The following is a 16643-nucleotide window of genomic DNA, read 5'->3' on the forward strand; positions in this document are numbered from 1 at the left end:
TTCCCCCGTTTAACTGTGCTCAACATCCGTTATCTTAATTGTTATGTTATAACATTTTGGTGAAGTGATGCATCAGAGCGGATTACTTATGTCACTGGGCGGGCGACTGACTGTTGCACTGCTCGTCATCGCCCTGCTGGCCGTGGCGATCAAATGGGGGATCAGCGCATGATCCGGTTTGATTCGCTTCGGGCGGGCTACCAGGGTGAGGCCGTGACCCCGGCCCTGAGCGGCCAGCTTGCCGCAGGCTCGATGACTGCCCTGGTGGGCGCCAACGGCAGCGGCAAATCGACGCTGCTGAAAACCATTGCGGGTTTACTGCCCCCGATAGCCGGGCGCTGCGAACTGCAGATTGCGCGGCGGGATATTGGCTGGCTGCCGCAGCGTACCGAGCTGGAAACCCGCTTTCCCCTGACCGTCTTTGAACTGGTCTCGATGGGCTGCTGGCCTCGCTGCGGCTGGTTCGGCGGTATCAACCGGATGCTGCGTCGGGAAATCTGGCAGGTGCTGGAGGCGGTACAGATGCGTGATTTCGCCGGGGCGCAGCCCGCAACCCTGTCCGGCGGCCAGCTTCAGCGCGTGCTGTTTGCCCGGCTGATGCTGCAGCGCAGCGCGCTCTGGCTGCTGGATGAGCCGTTTAACGGCATCGACAGCCAGACGGTGACGTTGCTGATGGCGATCCTGGAGCAGCAGCAGCGGGCGGGCACCACGCTGCTGGTGGTTCTGCACGATCGTCCGCTGGTCGCCCGCTATTTCAGCCGCGTACTTTCACTGGATGAAGATGAGACCGGCGAATTCTGCTCGCCTCTCTCCCTGCAGCGGAGCCTGGCACCGTGACCCTGATACAGCCTTTTATTGAGTTCGGTTTTATGCGACGCGCGCTGGTCGCCTGCGTGGCGCTGGCTGTCAGCGCCACGCCACTCGGCGTGTTTCTCTCGCTGCGCCGCATGAGCCTGATCGGCGACGCCTTGTCCCACGCGGTGCTGCCCGGCGCTGCCGTCGGTTATCTGATCTCCGGCCTGTCACTGGTCGCCATGGGGGTGGGAGGGCTGATCGCCGGTTTAGCCGTGGCGCTGCTCTCGGGAGCCGTCAGTCGCTACACGCCGCTGAAAGAGGATGCCAGCTTTGCCGGGTTTTACCTTGGCTCACTGGCGCTGGGCGTGACGCTGGTTTCTCTGCGTGGCTCTGGCGTGGATCTGCTGCATGTGCTGTTCGGCTCGCTGCTGGCAGTAGACAACGCGGCGCTGCTGCTGGTGGGCGGCATCGCGGCGTTTACGCTGATTATGCTGGCCATCATCTACCGGCCGCTGGTGATTGACGCTTTCGACAGTGACTTCCTGCGGGCGCAGGGAAAGTGGAGTGCCCCGCTGGTTCATGGTCTGTTTTTAATGCTGGTGGTGCTGAATCTGGTGGCCGGTTTTCAGGTGCTCGGCACCCTGATGTCGGTGGGACTGATGATGCTGCCCGCCGCCAGCGCACGTTTCTGGAGCCGCCATCTGGCCGCCATGCTGCTCATCGCGATGGGGATGGCCATGATGTCGGCGCTGGCAGGTCTGATGCTCTCCTGGCACTTTTCTCTGCCAGCCGGACCTGCGGTGGTGCTGAGCGCCGCCATGCTCTTTTTTCTCTCCATTCTGACAGGACCGTGCGGCGGAATTTTACGCCGCCATTAAATCTATGAGGACGCTATGAAAAAATTACCCCTGACGCTGGCGCTCGCTGCGCTGTTTGCTGCGCCTGTAGCAATGGCAAAAACGGTGGATGTGGTCGCCAGCTTTACCGTGCTGGGCGATATCGTTAAGCAGGTCGGTGGCGACCATGTGAAAGTCAAAAGTCTGGTGGGGCCAAACGGCGATCCCCACACCTTTGAACCCACACCGCAGGACAGCGAGGCGCTGGCGAAGGCCGACCTGGTGTTTGTCAGCGGACTGGGCCTGGAAGGGTGGATGGATCGGCTGGTTACCGCCTCCGGTTATCGCGGTCAGCCCGTGGTCGCTTCAGCGGGCGTCACCACCCGCAGCATGGAGGACGAGGGCAAAACCATTACCGATCCGCACGCCTGGAACAGTATGCAGAACGGCGTGATCTACGCGACCAACGTGATGAATGCGCTGGTTAAAGCCGATCCTGAAGACGCGCCGGACATCCGTCGGCGTGGAGAGGACTACATAGAGCAGCTTCAGGCGCTGGATCGCTGGGCGAAAACCGCTTTTGCGCGAGTGCCGGTCGATAAACGGAAAGTGCTCACCAGCCACGATGCGTTTGGTTACTTCGGCCAGCGCTATGGCGTGACATTCCTGGCACCGGTGGGCTTCTCCACCGAAGCCGAGGCGAGCGCCAGCAACGTGGGGGGGTTAATCACTCAGCTGAAGCAGCAGCACATTACCCGCTACTTTATCGAGAACCAGACCGATCCGCGGCTGGTCAGGCAGATTGCCAGTGCCACCGGTGCGGAGCCGGGAGGCGAGCTTTATCCGGAAGCCCTCTCCACGGCCTCAGGCCCGGCGGCAACCTATCAGGCCGCCTTTAAACATAACGTGAATGCGATGCTGAAGAGCATGCAGTAAGCATAAAAAAGGCCGGGCAAGCCCGGCCACTCATCACGACACACACTAGCGTCTTTTTTTTCTTCCCTGCACCGCTTTGAAACGTGGATTAGTTTTACAGATAACGTAAACACGTCCTTTCCTGCGCACCACTTTGCAATCGCGATGGCGATTTTTGGCGGAGCGCAGCGAGCTGACGACCTGCATGACTCACCTCCTATTTGCGGCCAAGAAAGCGCCCGAAACGCTGGTTAAAGCGTGCGGTACTGCCCTCTTTGGCGAAATCTTTCTGTTTACCGGTGTAGAAAACGTGCGAAGCCGACGACACATCCAGGGTGACGTAGGGCAGGGTTTCGCCTTCAAACTCCACGGTACGGTCGGTTTTGATGGTCGATCCGATTTTGAACCAGACGTCAGCCGACGTGTCGTGGAAGACCACCGGACGATAGTGAGGATGAATATTCGCTTTCATAATGCTCTCAATTGTAATGTTATACTATAACAATAGTATGCGGCAGACCGTCCAGGATTGCAACGATCGTCGTGTCCGGAAGGCGTAAAGTGGGAAGCACGGGGCGAAGGACAAAGCCGCGACCCGCAGAGGGCCGCAGCTGAAAAGAGAATTGCAGGCAAAAAAAAGGCCGCTTGCGCGGCCCTTTAACGGATGACAGCTTAGTGTGTCTGATCAGAGGTGACCGGATGACCTTTTGCTGCGTTATCTTTTTTCCTGCCGAAGCGGCGGCGGACCACCACGAAGAACACCGGCACGAAGAAGATCGCTAACAGCGTTGCGGTGACCATACCCCCGATAACGCCGGTGCCCACTGCGTTCTGCGAACCGGAACCGGCGCCGGTACTGATTGCCAGCGGCAGTACCCCGAGAATAAACGCCAGTGACGTCATCAGGATAGGACGCAAACGCATACGACACGCCTCCAGCGCCGCTTCAATCAGCCCTTTGCCCTCTTTATCCATCAAATCTTTCGCAAATTCGACGATAAGGATGGCGTTCTTGGTCGAGAGGCCGATGGTCGTCAGTAATCCCACCACGAAGTAGACGTCATTGCTTAAGCCACGCAGCGTGGTAAAGATCAGCGCACCGATGACCCCAAGTGGCACCACCAGCATGACCGAGAACGGAATCGACCAGCTCTCATACAGCGCGGCAAGGCAGAGGAAGACCACGATCAGCGAGATAGCGTAGAGGGCAGGGGCCTGGTTGCCTGACAGACGTTCCTGATAGGACATACCGGTCCAGTCATAGCCGATACCGGCAGGCAGCTTCGCCGCCAGCTCTTCCATCAGATCCATCGCGGCACCCGAACTCTTGCCAGGCGCAGCCTGTCCCAGGATCTCCATCGCCGGCAGGCCGTTGTAGCGCTCAAGGCGCGGCGAGCCATACTGCCATTTCGCGGTTGAGAAGGCCGAGAACGGCACCATGGTTCCGCTGCTGTTACGCACGTACCACTTACCGATGTCGTCCGGCAACATACGCGAATCCGCTTTACCCATAACGTACACTTTCTTCACGCGACCACGATCGATGAAGTCGTTGACGTATGAGCCGCCCCAGGAGGCTGCCAGCGTGGTATTGATATCGCTCAGCGATACGCCCAGCGCCTGCGCTTTCTCCTGATCGATTGTCAGCTTGTACTGCGGGGTATCTTCCAGTCCGTTCGGACGCACACCCACCAGGGTATCAGGATGCTGAGCAATCATGCCGAACAGCTGATTACGCGCTTCCGTCAGCTTCTCATGACCGAGGTTGTTCTGATCGATCAGCTCGAAGTCGAAGCCGGTGGCGTTACCCAGTTCGATAATCGCGGGCAGGTTAAACGGAATCACCATCGCATCTTTGATCGCGCCCAGCGCCTGCATGGCACGGCCCGCAATCGCCGGTACTTTCATGTCGCTGCTGGTACGCTCATCCCAGGGTTTGAGGCTGACGAAGGCGATACCGGTGTTCTGTCCGCGACCGGCAAAGCCGAAGCCGTTAACGGTAAACACGGACTTAACCGAATCCTTCTCCTGAGTCAGGAAGTAGTCGGTCACCTGATCCAGGACTTTCTGGGTACGCTCCTGGGTTGCACCGGCTGGCAGCTGTGCCTGAGCCAGCAGCAGACCCTGGTCCTCTTCCGGTAAGAAGGAGGAGGGCAGGCGCATAAACAGAAATGCCATACCGACCACGATCAGCAGATAGATCAGCATATAGCGACCGGTGCTGCGGATCATGTGGCCCACACTGTCCACATAGTGGTTGGTGCTCTTGTCGAACATGCGGTTGAACCAGCCGAAGAAGCCGGTGGTTTTGCCATGCTCGCCTTTTTCAATTGGCTTCAGCATGGTCGCGCAGAGTGCCGGGGTCAGAATAAAGGCGACCAGCACTGACAGGGCCATGGCGGAAACGATGGTGATGGAGAACTGACGATAAATGACGCCGGTTGATCCACCAAAGAACGCCATCGGAATGAAGACGGCGGCCAGTACCAGCGCGATACCGACCAGCGCCCCCTGGATCTGCTCCATGGAACGTTTGGTTGCCTCTTTTGGCGGCAAACCCTCTTCGGCCATGACGCGTTCGACGTTTTCGACCACGACGATGGCGTCATCCACCAGCAGGCCGATCGCCAGCACCATCCCGAACATCGTCAGGGTGTTTATCGAGTAACCAAAAGCACTGATCACGGCGAACGTACCCAGCAGCACCACCGGCACGGCGATCGTCGGGATCAGCGTCGCGCGGAAGTTTTGCAGGAAGAGGTACATGACCAGGAACACCAGCACGATCGCTTCAATCAGCGTTTTTACTACTTCAAAAATCGAGATTTTTACGAAAGGCGTGGTGTCATACGGATAGACCACTTTCATCCCGGCCGGGAAGGTTGACTGCATTTTGGCCAGTTCAGCCTTCACCGCATTGGCGGTATCCAGCGCATTCGCACCGGTGGCCAGCTTGATACCGATACCGGACGCAGGCTTGCCGTTGTAGCGGGCGATGATCTCGTAGTTTTCCGCACCCAGTTCGATCCTTGCCACATCACGCAGACGGACCTGAGAACCATCCTCATTGACCTTGAGCAGGATTTTGCCGAACTCTTCGGTCGAGGTCAGACGGGTTTGCGCGATGATCGAGGCGTTAAGCTGCTGACCCGGAACCGGAGGCGTACCGCCTAACTGACCGGCAGCAACCTGGGTGTTCTGGGTGTTCAGCGCGCTGATCACGTCAACCGGCGTCAGGTTGTAGTTGTTCAGCTTGTGCGGATCCATCCAGATGCGCATGGCGTATTGCGCACCGAAGACCTGAGTATCACCCACGCCCTTGGTACGGCTCAGCGGATCCTTAATGGTCGACGAAATATAATCAGAAATGTCATTCTGCGTCATATTGTCGTCGTCGCTGATGAAACCGGCCACCATCAGGAAGCTGCTGGAGGATTTTTTAACCTGAATCCCCTGTTGCTGAACTTCCTGCGGCAGCAGCGGCGTCGCCAGCTGCAGTTTGTTCTGCACCTGAACCTGCGCGATGTCCGCATCGGTGCCTGACTCAAACGAGAGCGTCAGGGTCAGCGTACCCGAGGAGTCGCTGCTCGAGGACATATACATCAGTCCGTCGATACCGTTCATGTTCTGCTCAATGACCTGGGTCACCGAGTCCTGTAGCGTTTTCGCATCCGCACCCGGATAAGAGGCCTGAATCTCAATCGCCGGCGGCGCAACATTGGGATATTGCTCGATCGGGAGTTTGAGAATCGATAGCGCACCGACCAGCATGATGATGATGGCGAGTACCCACGCAAAGATGGGGCGATCGATAAAGAACTTAGCCATGAATCAACGGCTCCTGTTATGACGATGACTTGTCAGACTGCGGCTTTGCATCGGGTGCCGCTTTCGCATCGTCTGAGACTTCTTGTGGAGTCACCTGTGCGCCAGGTTTGGCACGCTGGAGACCGGTGCTGATCACGCGCTCGCCCGCTTTCACTCCGCCGGTGACCAGCCACTTGTCGCCAATCGCCTGCGAGGTGGTGACCGGACGGGATTCCACTTTGTTATCCGCACCTACCACCATCACCGTCGCCTGACCGGTTGGTGTGCGGGTGACTGCCTGCTGAGGAACCAGCAGCGCATTCGGATTGGTGCCTTCATCCAGACGCGCACGCACAAACATCCCCGGTAACAGGGTGTGGTTCGGGTTCGGTACGATGGCGCGCAGCGTGATGGAACCGGTGGTTTCATCCACGGTCACGTCAGAAAACTCCAGGGTACCCGTCTGCGCGTAGCTGCTGCCATCCTGCATCAGCAGGGTGACGTTGGCTTTGCCATCGTTCTGCTTCAGCTGACCCGACTCCAGCTCTGAACGCAGGCGCATAAAGTCTTCGCTCGACTGCGTAACGTCGACATACATCGGATCCAGCTGCTGAACCGTTGCCAGCGCGGTGGTCTGTGCGCTCTGGACCAGGGCACCTTCAGTCACGGACGATTTACCGATACGGCCACTGATTGGGGAGGTCACGCGGGTGTACGCCAGATTAATACGGGCGGTTTCCACATTGGCTTTGGCAACCTGAACGGCAGCATCGTTTTGCGCGGCGGTCGCCACGGCGGTGTCGTAATCCTGCTGACTGATATATTTCGTGCCGAGCAGCGGCTTGTAACGCTTAACGGTCAGTTGCGCGATACGGGCATTCGCCTGCGCCTGTGTTAAGTCGCCTTTCGCGCTGTCGTAAGCCGCCTGGTAGGTGGCAGGGTCGATCTGATAGAGAGACTGACCGGCTTTGATATCGCTGCCTTCAACGAAATTACGCTTCAGAATGATACCGGACACCTGCGGACGGACTTCAGCCACACGATATGCCGAGGTGCGGCCGGGTAATTCAGTTGAAATCTTAAGGGGTTCAGTTTTCAGTGTCACCACACCGACGGCTGGCGGTTGCTGCTGGGCGGCTTGTTCGGATTTATTGTTGTCACATCCTGTTAACAAAAAGCTGCCTGAGAGCATCAGGGCGGCCGCCAGAGGCGATAACCCTCTGATTTTATTCATAAATAAACCTCTAGTGTCCGATATCAATTGGTCAATGGATCACAAACTGAAAACCCATTGCTGTGTCAAGTCGCAGGTCATGCTATGGTACATACATTCACAAATGTATGTAAACTTACCTGTTTGTAAAAAAAGCCCCCTATGGCACGAAAAACCAAAGCGCAAGCACTTGAAACGCGGCATCAAATTCTCGATGCGGCCATCATTCTGTTTTCACAGCAGGGCGTCTCAGCCACTTCTCTGGCCGATATTGCAACCGCGGCCAGCGTCACGCGAGGCGCAATTTACTGGCACTTTAAAAATAAAGCCGATGTATTACACGAAATATGGCTTCGTTGTGATGCTGGTCTGGACGATGTGGAACTTGAGTATCAGACAAAATACCCGGGGGATCCACTCTCCGTGTTGCGCGCAATGCTGGTCTATATCTTTGATGCGACAGCAAAGGATCCGCAGCGCCGTGCTCTGATGGAGATCATTTTCCACAAATGCGAATTTGTAGGTGAAATGTCAACGCTGAAGAGTATGCAACAAAGTTTACTGCTGGAGTGCTATGACAAAATTGAAGATGTCCTGCGCCAGTGTATTGAAGCAGGACAACTGCCGGGCACTCTCAGTACGCGTCAGGCTGCGCTAATCCTGCGCGGTTATGTTAACGGCATGATGGAGAGCTGGCTGTTTGCGCCAGAGAGCTTTGATCTGGCCGCAGACGCGCCCACGCTGGTCAACGCCTTTATCGATATGCTGCGTCTCAGTCCGACGCTGACCGCCCGTCACTAAGCCGACGGGTGATCGCGCTTGTTCTCGAAATCGCGCTGTACCATCGCCAGCGCGGAGAGCACGGTTTCCACCGGCAGCTGATGCTCTTCCAGAAGCTGAATCAGATCAACGGCCAGTTTGACGTCATCAGGGGCATTTTCCAGGGACATCTTTTCTCCTAAATACGTAATCGGGCCACCACCAGCAGCATCAGCAGGGCGCCAAGTATCGCCATGCCCAGTGCGCCCGCGTGCAGTGTTGCCAGGCTGCCCAGGTCAAAGTAGGTGGCGATATAGCCGCCCAGCAGCGCGCCGATCATCGACAGTGTCAGGGTCGCCACCAGACCGCCGGGCCGTCCCGGCATCAGCCGCCGTTTCAGCCAGCCCAGCAGCAGCCCCGCTATCAGCCAGGTCACTAAACCCATCGTTCTTCTCCACGCAGAATTACACCCAGTATAGAAGCGCTTTTGTCACGCTGCGCTTTATTCGTCCCGGGCGCTGCCGCGCAGCGAGGCGGCCCACTCAACGGCGCGAATTGCCTGGCGGCAGCGGGCCAGCCGGCCCTCCAGCGTCTCCAGGTCCTGTTTCAGCTGCTGCTGAACCGCCAGCGTTTCAGCCGCCGCCAGGCGCGCCTCACGCTGGGCGATCATCGCCAGCAGACGGCGCTCGAATTCGCGATACTCCTGATATTTTGAGGTGCGCGGTTCCCGCAGCGGCTGTTCGCGTCGGAGGCGCAGCTGCTGGGTCGTCGCCTCACGCTGCAGGGCGGCAATCTGATCGACCAGCCGTTCCGCCAGCCAGGCGCTGCGGGCCAGATCGTGGCTGCTGTCGCGCAGCCGGGCGACATTCTCCTCCACCTCCTGCAGGTAGTCCGCCAGCCGCGTGCCCCGGGTGCGGAACAGCTGCGCATCAAAACGCGGCTGACGGCAGGCGCCATCGGGATGGCGGGCGATCTCCTGACGCAGCGCGGTCAGGAGCTGCGCCAGGCGCGCCTGGGTGACAATCGCACTCATAGCGTAACGCTCCGTTGTGTTAACGTAAGCAGATGAGAGGTGAGCTGGGCAGCATTTATGCAACGCATTCTGTTATTGACCCTCGGCTGGCTGGCGATTGTGCTGGGAACGCTGGGCATTGTATTACCTTTATTACCGACCACGCCATTCATGCTGCTGGCCGCCTGGTGTTTTGCCCGGTCATCGCCGCGTTTTCACCACTGGCTGCTGTGGAAATCGCCCTTTGGCCGCTATCTGCGCCACTGGCAGCAGCATCGCGCGATGCCGCCGGGCGCCAAAGTGCGCGCGGTCTGCCTGATCGTCGCGACCTTCAGCCTCTCCCTGTTTCTGGTTCATCAGTTCTGGGTACGCATTATGCTGCTTATCATGCTGGCGGCGCTGCTGCTGTTTATGTGGCGTATTCCGGTGGTGGCAGAAGCAGCGGACGCACCGCAACCGCCGCGATAAAGTTGCAATTAGCCGGTCATTTGCTTAGATTTGGGCGTCTTCATGCGTGGCTTCCCTCTGTGAATCAACTTCCGCTGAACCTTTTATCAGGTATTAGCGCTTTTGAAGCTGCGCGAAACAGAATTTTTTACCAGGCGTATCATTATGACCGACACTGCGCAGCAGCTTGAATTGATTGAAAACAGCATCAAAAGTATCCCCGATTATCCTAAGCCAGGCATCCTGTTCCGCGATGTCACCAGCCTGCTGGAAGATCCTCACGCCTATGCCACGTCGATTTCGCTGCTGGTTGAGCGCTACCGTAATAAAGGCATCACCAAAGTCGTGGGAACCGAAGCGCGCGGTTTCCTGTTTGGTGCCCCGGTAGCATTAGGACTCGGTGTGGGTTTTGTGCCGGTGCGTAAGCCAGGTAAACTGCCTCGTGCAGTCTACAGCGAATCCTATGAGCTGGAATATGGCACCGACACGCTGGAACTGCACAAAGATGCCATCCAGCCCGGCGACGTGGTGCTGGTGGTGGATGACCTGCTGGCGACCGGTGGAACGATCGAAGCGACCGTTAAACTGATTCGTCGCGCAGGCGGTGAAGTCAAGGATGCGGCTTTCATCATTAACCTGTTCGACCTGACCGGTGAATCCCGTCTTGAGGCGCTGGGCGTCGAGAGCTACAGCCTGGTCAAATTCCCCGGCCACTAAGCCACTCTTTCGGCCTTGCGACCCGGCAAGGCCGTCACGCCCCGGCGTCAAGATAACGAGTGCCAGCCAAAAGCGTAGCTGATAGACTACTGCAATCTTATACAGGGGTTGCAGAGCGTCTGCGCTCATCTTTCCATCCAACTTCGTCGAATCCACATGAGCTATCAGGTACTTGCGCGAAAATGGCGTCCCCAGGCTTTTGCTGATGTTGTCGGTCAGGAACATGTACTGACGGCGCTGGCGAATGGATTGTCTCTGGGACGCATCCATCATGCTTATCTCTTCTCCGGCACCCGTGGCGTCGGGAAGACCACCATTGCGCGTCTGCTGGCCAAAGGCCTAAACTGCGAAACGGGCATCACCGCCACCCCCTGTGGCGTATGTGATAACTGCCGGGAAATCGAGCAGGGCCGCTTTGTCGATCTGATCGAGATCGATGCCGCGTCGCGCACCAAAGTTGAAGATACCCGCGATCTGCTCGACAACGTGCAGTACGCCCCGGCGCGCGGCCGCTTCAAAGTCTATCTGATCGATGAAGTGCACATGCTCTCGCGTCACAGCTTCAATGCGCTGTTAAAGACGCTGGAAGAGCCGCCTGCGCACGTCAAATTCCTGCTGGCGACCACCGATCCGCAGAAGCTGCCGGTCACCATTCTTTCGCGCTGCCTGCAGTTTCACCTTAAAGCCCTTGATGTTGACCAGATTCGTCAGCAGCTTGAGCATGTCCTGAAGCAGGAAGAGATCGAAAGCGAAACACGGGCGCTGCAGCAGCTGGCCCGCGCCGCAGATGGCAGTATGCGCGATGCGCTGAGCCTGACCGACCAGGCGATTGCCATGGGGCAGGGCGCAGTGACCAGCAGCACTGTCAGCGTCATGCTCGGCACCCTGGATGATGAACAGCCGCTGGGGCTGCTTGAGGCGCTGGTGGACGGCGACGGTCAGCAGGTGATGAATCTGCTGAGTCAGGCCGCGTCACGCGGCGTGGAGTGGGAGGCGCTGCTGATCGAGATGCTGCGTCTGCTGCACCAGATTGCGATGGTGCAACTGTTACCGACCTCGCTCAACGACGACGATGAGAGCAATGCGATTCGCCTGCGTGAGCTGGCGCGCGTCGTGCCGCCAGCCGATCTGCAGCTCTACTATCAGACCCTGCTGATGGGCCGCAAGGATCTGCCGATTGCGCCCGATCGCCGCATGGGTGTCGAGATGACGCTGCTGCGGGCGCTGGCGTTTCATCCCAAAGCGGCGGTGGCGGAACCCATTGCGCGTCCTGCGCTGACCCAGCAGATGTCACCCGTTGCGCCTGGCGCGGCGGCCGAAACCGTCTCATCCCCGGTAATATCGACCCCGGCTGCGCGCGCCGCAACGCCGTCATCACAGGCCGCCTCACCGATGGCCCGGCAGGCCGCTCCTCAGCCCGCGCCGCGCCAGGTCGCCGCTCAGCCGCAGATGGCCGCGCCCGATCCGGCGCCGCACAGCGCACCGCCACCGGACGCGCCGCCGCCCGAGACAACCTCCGATTCCGCACTTTCCAGTTCCACCAGTCAGCTCCTGCAGGCGCGCACGCAGTTGTTGCGTCAGGGAGCGAACAAACCAAAAAAGAGTGAGCCGGCGGCGCCAGGTGCGCGGCCGGCCAACTCCGCGCTGGAGCGGCTGGCCTCGGTCACCGAGCGCAGCCAGCAGCGTATCCGCGATCGCGAACCGGCCGCCCCGGTAAAAGAGGAGGCCTATCGCTGGAAAGCGGTGAATCAGCCGGTGGAAGTGGCGGAGCCGGTGGCGACACCAAAGGCCTTGCGTTCTGCGCTGGAGCATGAGAAAACCCCAGAGCTGGCGGCGCGACTGGCGGAAGAGGCGCAGGCGCGCGACCCGTGGGCCGCAGAGATCCCCACGCTGCCGCTGCCGAAACTGGTGCAGCAGCTGGCGCTGAATGCCTGGAAAGAGGTCACCGAAACCGGCGTCTGCCTGCACCTGCGCAGCAGTCAGCGTCACCTCAACTCCCCCTCGGCGCAGCAGGTCTTAAGTGAGGCGCTGAGTCAGCGTGCCGGGCAGAGAGTTGAACTCTCGGTAGTTGAAGACGATAATTCATCGGTGTTGACGCCACTGGAGTGGCGTCAGGCCATTTACGAAGAGAAGCTGGCGCAGGCGCGTCAGTCGATCACCTGTGATACCCACATTCAGATGCTACAGCGCTTTTTTGATGCTGACCTGGATGAGGAGAGTATCCGACCTGTTTAGACACGCTGCGGCTATCTCAACGATAGCGCTGCAGCCTCAGCTGAGAGAGAAGACTATGTTTGGTGGTAAAGGCGGATTGGGCAACCTGATGAAACAGGCCCAGCAGATGCAGGAAAAAATGGCCAAAGCTCAGGAAGAGATCGCCGCAATCGAAGTCACCGGCGAATCGGGTGCGGGCCTGGTCAAAGTGACCATTAACGGCGCGCACAACTGCCGTCGCGTGGAAGTGGATCCGAGCCTTCTGGAAGATGACAAAGATATGCTGGAAGATCTGATCGCGGCCGCGTTCAACGATGCGGCACGTCGCATTGATGAAACCCAGAAAGAGAAAATGGCGTCTGTCTCCTCAGGCATGCAGCTGCCACCAGGCTTTAAGATGCCCTTCTGATGCAAACCAGCCCACTGCTTGAAGCATTGATGGAGTCGCTGCGCTGCCTGCCAGGTGTTGGGCCGAAGTCGGCGCAGCGCATGGCTTTTCAGCTGCTGCAGCGCGATCGCAGCGGAGGCATGCGGCTGGCCCAGGCGCTGACCCGGGCGATGTCGGAGATTGGTCACTGCGCCGATTGCCGGACCTTTACCGAGCAGGAAATCTGCACCATCTGCGCCAATCCACGGCGTCAGCAGAATGGTCAGATCTGCGTGGTGGAAAGTCCGGCGGACATTCACGCCATTGAGCAGACCGGCCAGTTTGGCGGACGCTACTTTGTGCTGATGGGCCACCTCTCGCCGCTCGACGGCATCGGTCCGGCCGATATCGGTCTGGACCGTCTGGAGCAGCGTCTGGAGAGCGAACCGCTGCAGGAGGTGATCCTCGCCACCAACCCGACGGTGGAAGGCGAGGCGACCGCCAACTACATTGCGGAGCTTTGCGGCCAGTATGGCGTCGATGCCAGCCGTATCGCGCACGGCGTGCCGGTGGGCGGTGAGCTGGAGATGGTCGACGGCACCACGCTATCCCACTCACTGGCGGGCCGCCAGAAGTTCAGATTTTAAGCATTTGCCGGTGTTGTGACAGACACCGGCTTGAAATTCTCCCTGTCATCCCCACATCAACCTCAACGTTTGTTCAACCTGTTTTGTTGAGGTAGCAATGACCATGAAAGGACAAGAGACCCGTGGCTTTCAGTCGGAAGTAAAACAACTTCTGCACCTGATGATCCATTCTCTCTATTCAAACAAAGAGATTTTCCTGCGTGAGCTGATCTCCAACGCCTCGGATGCGGCAGACAAGCTGCGCTTCCGCGCGCTGTCAGACTCCAGCCTCTATGAAGGTGATGGCGAGCTGCGCGTTCGTCTCTCTGTTGATAAGGACAACCGTACCCTGACGCTCAGCGACAACGGTATCGGTATGCGTCGCGACGAGGTCATTGAGAACCTCGGGACTATCGCCAAATCGGGCACTAAATCTTTCCTTGAATCCCTGGGCTCCGATCAGGCTAAAGACAGCCAGCTGATCGGTCAGTTCGGTGTAGGTTTCTACTCTGCCTTTATCGTGGCGGACAAAGTCACCGTGCGCACCCGTGCCGCGGGCGCAGCAGCGCATGAAGCGGTATTCTGGGAGTCGGCGGGCGAGGGCGAATATACCCTGGCTGAGATCGAGAAGGCCGATCGCGGTACCGAGATCACCCTGCATCTGCGCGAAGGCGAAGATGAGTTCCTGGATATCTGGCGCGTCCGCAACATCATCAGCAAATACTCCGATCACATCGCGCTGCCGGTGGAGATCGAAGCTAAAGATGAAGAGGGCGAGGGCACGCACTGGGAAAAAATCAACAAAGCCCAGGCGCTGTGGACCCGCAATAAATCTGACATCAGCGACGAAGAGTACAACGAGTTCTACAAGCATATCGCCCACGACTTCAGCGATCCGGTCGCCTGGAGCCACAACCGGGTGGAAGGCAAGCAGGAGTACACCAGCCTGCTCTACATTCCGGCGCGTGCCCCGTTCGATATGTGGAACCGCGATCATAAACATGGCCTGAAGCTCTATGTTCAGCGCGTCTTTATCATGGATGACGCCGAGCAGTTTATGCCGAACTACCTGCGCTTCGTGCGTGGCCTGATTGACTCCAACGATCTGCCGCTGAACGTCTCCCGTGAAATCCTGCAGGACAGCCGGGTGACCCAGAGCCTGCGCGGCGCGCTGACTAAGCGCACCCTGCAGATGCTGGAAAAACTGGCGAAAGATGACAGCGAAAAATATCAGACCTTCTGGAAAGAGTTTGGTCTGGTGCTGAAAGAGGGCCCGGCAGAAGATCACGCCAATCAGGAAGCGATTGCGAAGCTGCTGCGTTTTGCGACCACGCAGAGCGACGGCGCGGCGCAGACCATTTCCCTGGAAGATTACGTCAGCCGCATGGTGGAAGGTCAGGAGAAGATCTACTATATCACCGCTGACAGCTATGCCGCCGCGAAGAGCAGCCCGCATCTGGAGCTGTTCCGCAAAAAAGGCATCGAAGTGCTGCTGCTCTCCGATCGCATCGACGAATGGATGATGAGCTACCTCACCGAGTTCGACGGCAAAGCGTTCCAGTCAGTCAGCAAGGCGGACGAATCGCTCAGCAAGCTGGCGGACGAAGAGACCGAAGAGCAGAAAGAAGCAGAAAAGGCGCTGGAGCCGTTTGTTGAGCGGGTGAAAAACCTGCTGGGCGAGCGCGTGAAAGAGGTGCGTCTGACGCATCGTCTGACCGATACGCCTGCCATCGTGACCACCGATGCCAACGAGATGACCACCCAGATGGCGAAGCTGTTTGCGGCGGCCGGACAGGAGGTGCCGGAGGTGAAATATCTGTTTGAACTCAACCCGGATCACCCGCTGGTGAAACGCGTTGCGGATACCCAGGATGAAGCACGCTTCGGCGAGTGGATCGAGCTGCTGCTCGATCAGGCGCTGCTGGCAGAGCGCGGCACCCTGGACGATCCTAACCAGTTTATCCGTCGCATGAACCAGCTGCTGACGGCATAACGCTAAAAGCCGGTGAGATTCACCGGCTTTTTTTATGGCTGCGCGGCATCCTGCAGCCAGGCGCGAAACAGGCTGATCTCTCTGTCGTGACGCCGGCTCTGCTTCGTCATCATCCAGGTGGCGCGTTCCACCCGCACAAAACCTAATGGGGCGAGCAGCGTTCCCTCTTCCAGCTCCCGGCGCACCAGCAGACGCGGCGCCATCAGGATCCCGAGACCACTTCGCGCAGCCTGAATCCCCAGCGTCAGCGTCTCAAAATGCTGCCCCCCGGTAAACTGTCCCGTGCTTCCCGTTCTTTCTGCCCACTCCGACCAGGCGTGCCGCCGGGTATCTGCATGCAGCAGGGGCATCGTTGCCAGATCCCTGCTCGCCCGCAGCTGCGAGGCAAAGTGTGGGGCGCAGAGCGGGCCAATCTCCTCTTCGCTGATCAGGGTCGCATCAATGTCGGCTTCGGGGCGCTCACTCTGGCTCAGGATCAGCACATCCACATGTTCACTGTGCAGCTGTGCAACCTCTGCCAGCGGCTGAAAGTGAACGTCGATCTCCGGATAGCGCTGATAAAAGGTGGCGATACGGGGGATCAGCCATTGCGATAAAAAGCTGGGGGGACAGGAGATGCGGATCTGCTCCAGCAGGCCGGTCCGGATGTGCTCACAGCTGGTCCGCAGTTCGCTGAACGCCTGCTGACAGCTCAGCAGCAGCCGATCGCCGTGTGAGGTAAGCCTGACGCGGCCATTACTGCGTACAAACAGCGGCTTGCCCATCCAGCTTTCGAGCTGACGGATCTGATGACTGATGGCGCTGTGTGTGACATGCAGATGGACAGCCGCCACGCTAAAACTGCAGTGTAAGGCCGCCTGATGAAAATAGTGCAGCGCCCTCAGTGGCGGCAAACCGTTCATCCTTATCCCCTGTGCAAAAAACTAACAGGGATTGTCAGTT

General features: G+C 58.6%; 18 protein-coding genes and 1 other annotated feature. Of the genes, 10 read left to right on the forward strand and 8 right to left on the reverse strand.

Translation table 11 applies throughout. From position 1 onward, the window contains the following. Positions 1-168 precede the first annotated feature (168 nt). From AB1748_RS06310 to AB1748_RS06320, 3 genes are read left to right on the forward strand one after another with little or no spacing between them, the layout of a single operon-like run. A complete protein-coding gene (locus AB1748_RS06310; RefSeq protein WP_111140299.1) occupies positions 169-837 on the forward strand; it encodes a metal ABC transporter ATP-binding protein in 669 nt (222 codons plus the stop codon). Next, positions 834-1673 (forward strand): metal ABC transporter permease, encoded by an 840-nt coding sequence (locus tag AB1748_RS06315; RefSeq protein ID WP_111140300.1) that lies wholly within the window; start codon positions 834-836, stop codon positions 1671-1673. Before AB1748_RS06310 ends, AB1748_RS06315 begins: the two co-directional genes overlap by 4 nt. A 15-nt stretch (positions 1674-1688) precedes the next feature. Further along, a complete protein-coding gene (locus tag AB1748_RS06320) occupies positions 1689-2567 on the forward strand; it encodes a metal ABC transporter substrate-binding protein (RefSeq protein WP_111140301.1) in 879 nt (292 codons plus the stop codon). Positions 2568-2612: 45 nt separating this feature from the next. On the opposite strand, the gene ykgO is transcribed toward AB1748_RS06320, so the two are convergent. From ykgO to AB1748_RS06340, 4 genes are all read right to left on the reverse strand, one after another. Continuing rightward, on the reverse strand, positions 2613-2753 hold the full coding sequence (ykgO, locus tag AB1748_RS06325) for a type B 50S ribosomal protein L36 (protein WP_111140302.1): 141 nt from the start codon (positions 2751-2753) through the stop codon (positions 2613-2615). A 10-nt stretch (positions 2754-2763) separates the two neighbouring features. Beyond that, on the reverse strand, positions 2764-3018 hold the full coding sequence (locus AB1748_RS06330) for a type B 50S ribosomal protein L31 (RefSeq protein WP_111140303.1): 255 nt from the start codon (positions 3016-3018) through the stop codon (positions 2764-2766). Positions 3019-3218: 200 nt separating this feature from the next. Next, positions 3219-6374, reverse strand: coding sequence for an efflux RND transporter permease subunit (locus AB1748_RS06335; protein ID WP_367396141.1), 3156 nt, complete (start codon positions 6372-6374; stop codon positions 3219-3221). 16 nt (positions 6375-6390) lie between these two features. Beyond that, positions 6391-7587 (reverse strand): efflux RND transporter periplasmic adaptor subunit, encoded by a 1197-nt coding sequence (locus AB1748_RS06340; RefSeq protein ID WP_128086415.1) that lies wholly within the window; start codon positions 7585-7587, stop codon positions 6391-6393. Positions 7588-7728: 141 nt separating this feature from the next. Between AB1748_RS06340 and acrR the strand changes: the two genes are divergently transcribed. Beyond that, the gene (acrR, locus tag AB1748_RS06345; RefSeq protein ID WP_111140306.1) at positions 7729-8367 is read left to right on the forward strand and encodes a multidrug efflux transporter transcriptional repressor AcrR; all 639 of its coding nucleotides are present in this window, start codon (positions 7729-7731) and stop codon (positions 8365-8367) included. On the opposite strand, the gene rsmS is transcribed toward acrR, so the two are convergent. The 3 genes from rsmS to priC are packed head-to-tail and all read right to left on the reverse strand — an operon-like array spanning position 8364 to position 9358. Next, on the reverse strand, positions 8364-8516 hold the full coding sequence (gene rsmS / locus AB1748_RS06350) for a pleiotropic regulatory protein RsmS (RefSeq protein WP_111140307.1): 153 nt from the start codon (positions 8514-8516) through the stop codon (positions 8364-8366). The genes acrR and rsmS overlap by 4 nt on opposite strands. Before the next feature lie 8 nt (positions 8517-8524). Beyond that, on the reverse strand, positions 8525-8770 hold the full coding sequence (locus AB1748_RS06355; RefSeq protein ID WP_111140308.1) for a GlsB/YeaQ/YmgE family stress response membrane protein: 246 nt from the start codon (positions 8768-8770) through the stop codon (positions 8525-8527). Positions 8771-8827: 57 nt separating this feature from the next. After that, a complete protein-coding gene (gene priC / locus AB1748_RS06360; protein ID WP_367396142.1) occupies positions 8828-9358 on the reverse strand; it encodes a primosomal replication protein PriC in 531 nt (176 codons plus the stop codon). 57 nt (positions 9359-9415) lie between these two features. Between priC and AB1748_RS06365 the strand changes: the two genes are divergently transcribed. The 6 genes from AB1748_RS06365 (at position 9416) to htpG (ending at position 15701) form a co-directional block, all read left to right on the forward strand. After that, a complete protein-coding gene (locus tag AB1748_RS06365; RefSeq protein ID WP_111140325.1) occupies positions 9416-9805 on the forward strand; it encodes a DUF454 family protein in 390 nt (129 codons plus the stop codon). A gap of 144 nt (positions 9806-9949) precedes the next feature. Next, the gene (gene apt, locus AB1748_RS06370; RefSeq protein ID WP_111140326.1) at positions 9950-10501 is read left to right on the forward strand and encodes an adenine phosphoribosyltransferase; all 552 of its coding nucleotides are present in this window, start codon (positions 9950-9952) and stop codon (positions 10499-10501) included. A gap of 156 nt (positions 10502-10657) precedes the next feature. Further along, positions 10658-12736, forward strand: a complete 2079-nt coding sequence (dnaX, locus tag AB1748_RS06375) for a DNA polymerase III subunit gamma/tau (protein ID WP_293770834.1) — start codon at positions 10658-10660, stop codon at positions 12734-12736. Beyond that, positions 12078-12139, forward strand: a sequence feature (DnaX frameshifting element). Its footprint overlaps the gene before it by 62 nt. Positions 12737-12791: 55 nt before the next feature. Next, positions 12792-13124, forward strand: a complete 333-nt coding sequence (locus AB1748_RS06380) for a YbaB/EbfC family nucleoid-associated protein (RefSeq protein ID WP_111140311.1) — start codon at positions 12792-12794, stop codon at positions 13122-13124. Further along, complete coding sequence (gene recR, locus AB1748_RS06385) at positions 13124-13729, forward strand: recombination mediator RecR (RefSeq protein WP_111140312.1); 606 nt, start codon at positions 13124-13126, stop codon at positions 13727-13729. The genes AB1748_RS06380 and recR overlap by 1 nt, the downstream gene beginning before the upstream one ends. Positions 13730-13826: 97 nt before the next feature. After that, positions 13827-15701 carry a molecular chaperone HtpG gene (gene htpG / locus AB1748_RS06390; protein ID WP_111140313.1) on the forward strand — a complete coding sequence of 625 codons (1875 nt, stop codon included), beginning with the start codon at positions 13827-13829 and terminating at the stop codon, positions 15699-15701. 32 nt (positions 15702-15733) lie between these two features. Here htpG and AB1748_RS06395 read toward each other — a convergent pair whose 3' ends face one another. Then, positions 15734-16603, reverse strand: a complete 870-nt coding sequence (locus AB1748_RS06395) for a LysR substrate-binding domain-containing protein (protein ID WP_111140314.1) — start codon at positions 16601-16603, stop codon at positions 15734-15736. Between the last annotated feature and the right edge of the window lie 40 nt (positions 16604-16643).

Origin of the sequence: Pantoea sp. Ep11b (assembly GCF_040783975.1) — a bacterium.
GTDB lineage: Bacteria > Pseudomonadota > Gammaproteobacteria > Enterobacterales > Enterobacteriaceae > Pantoea.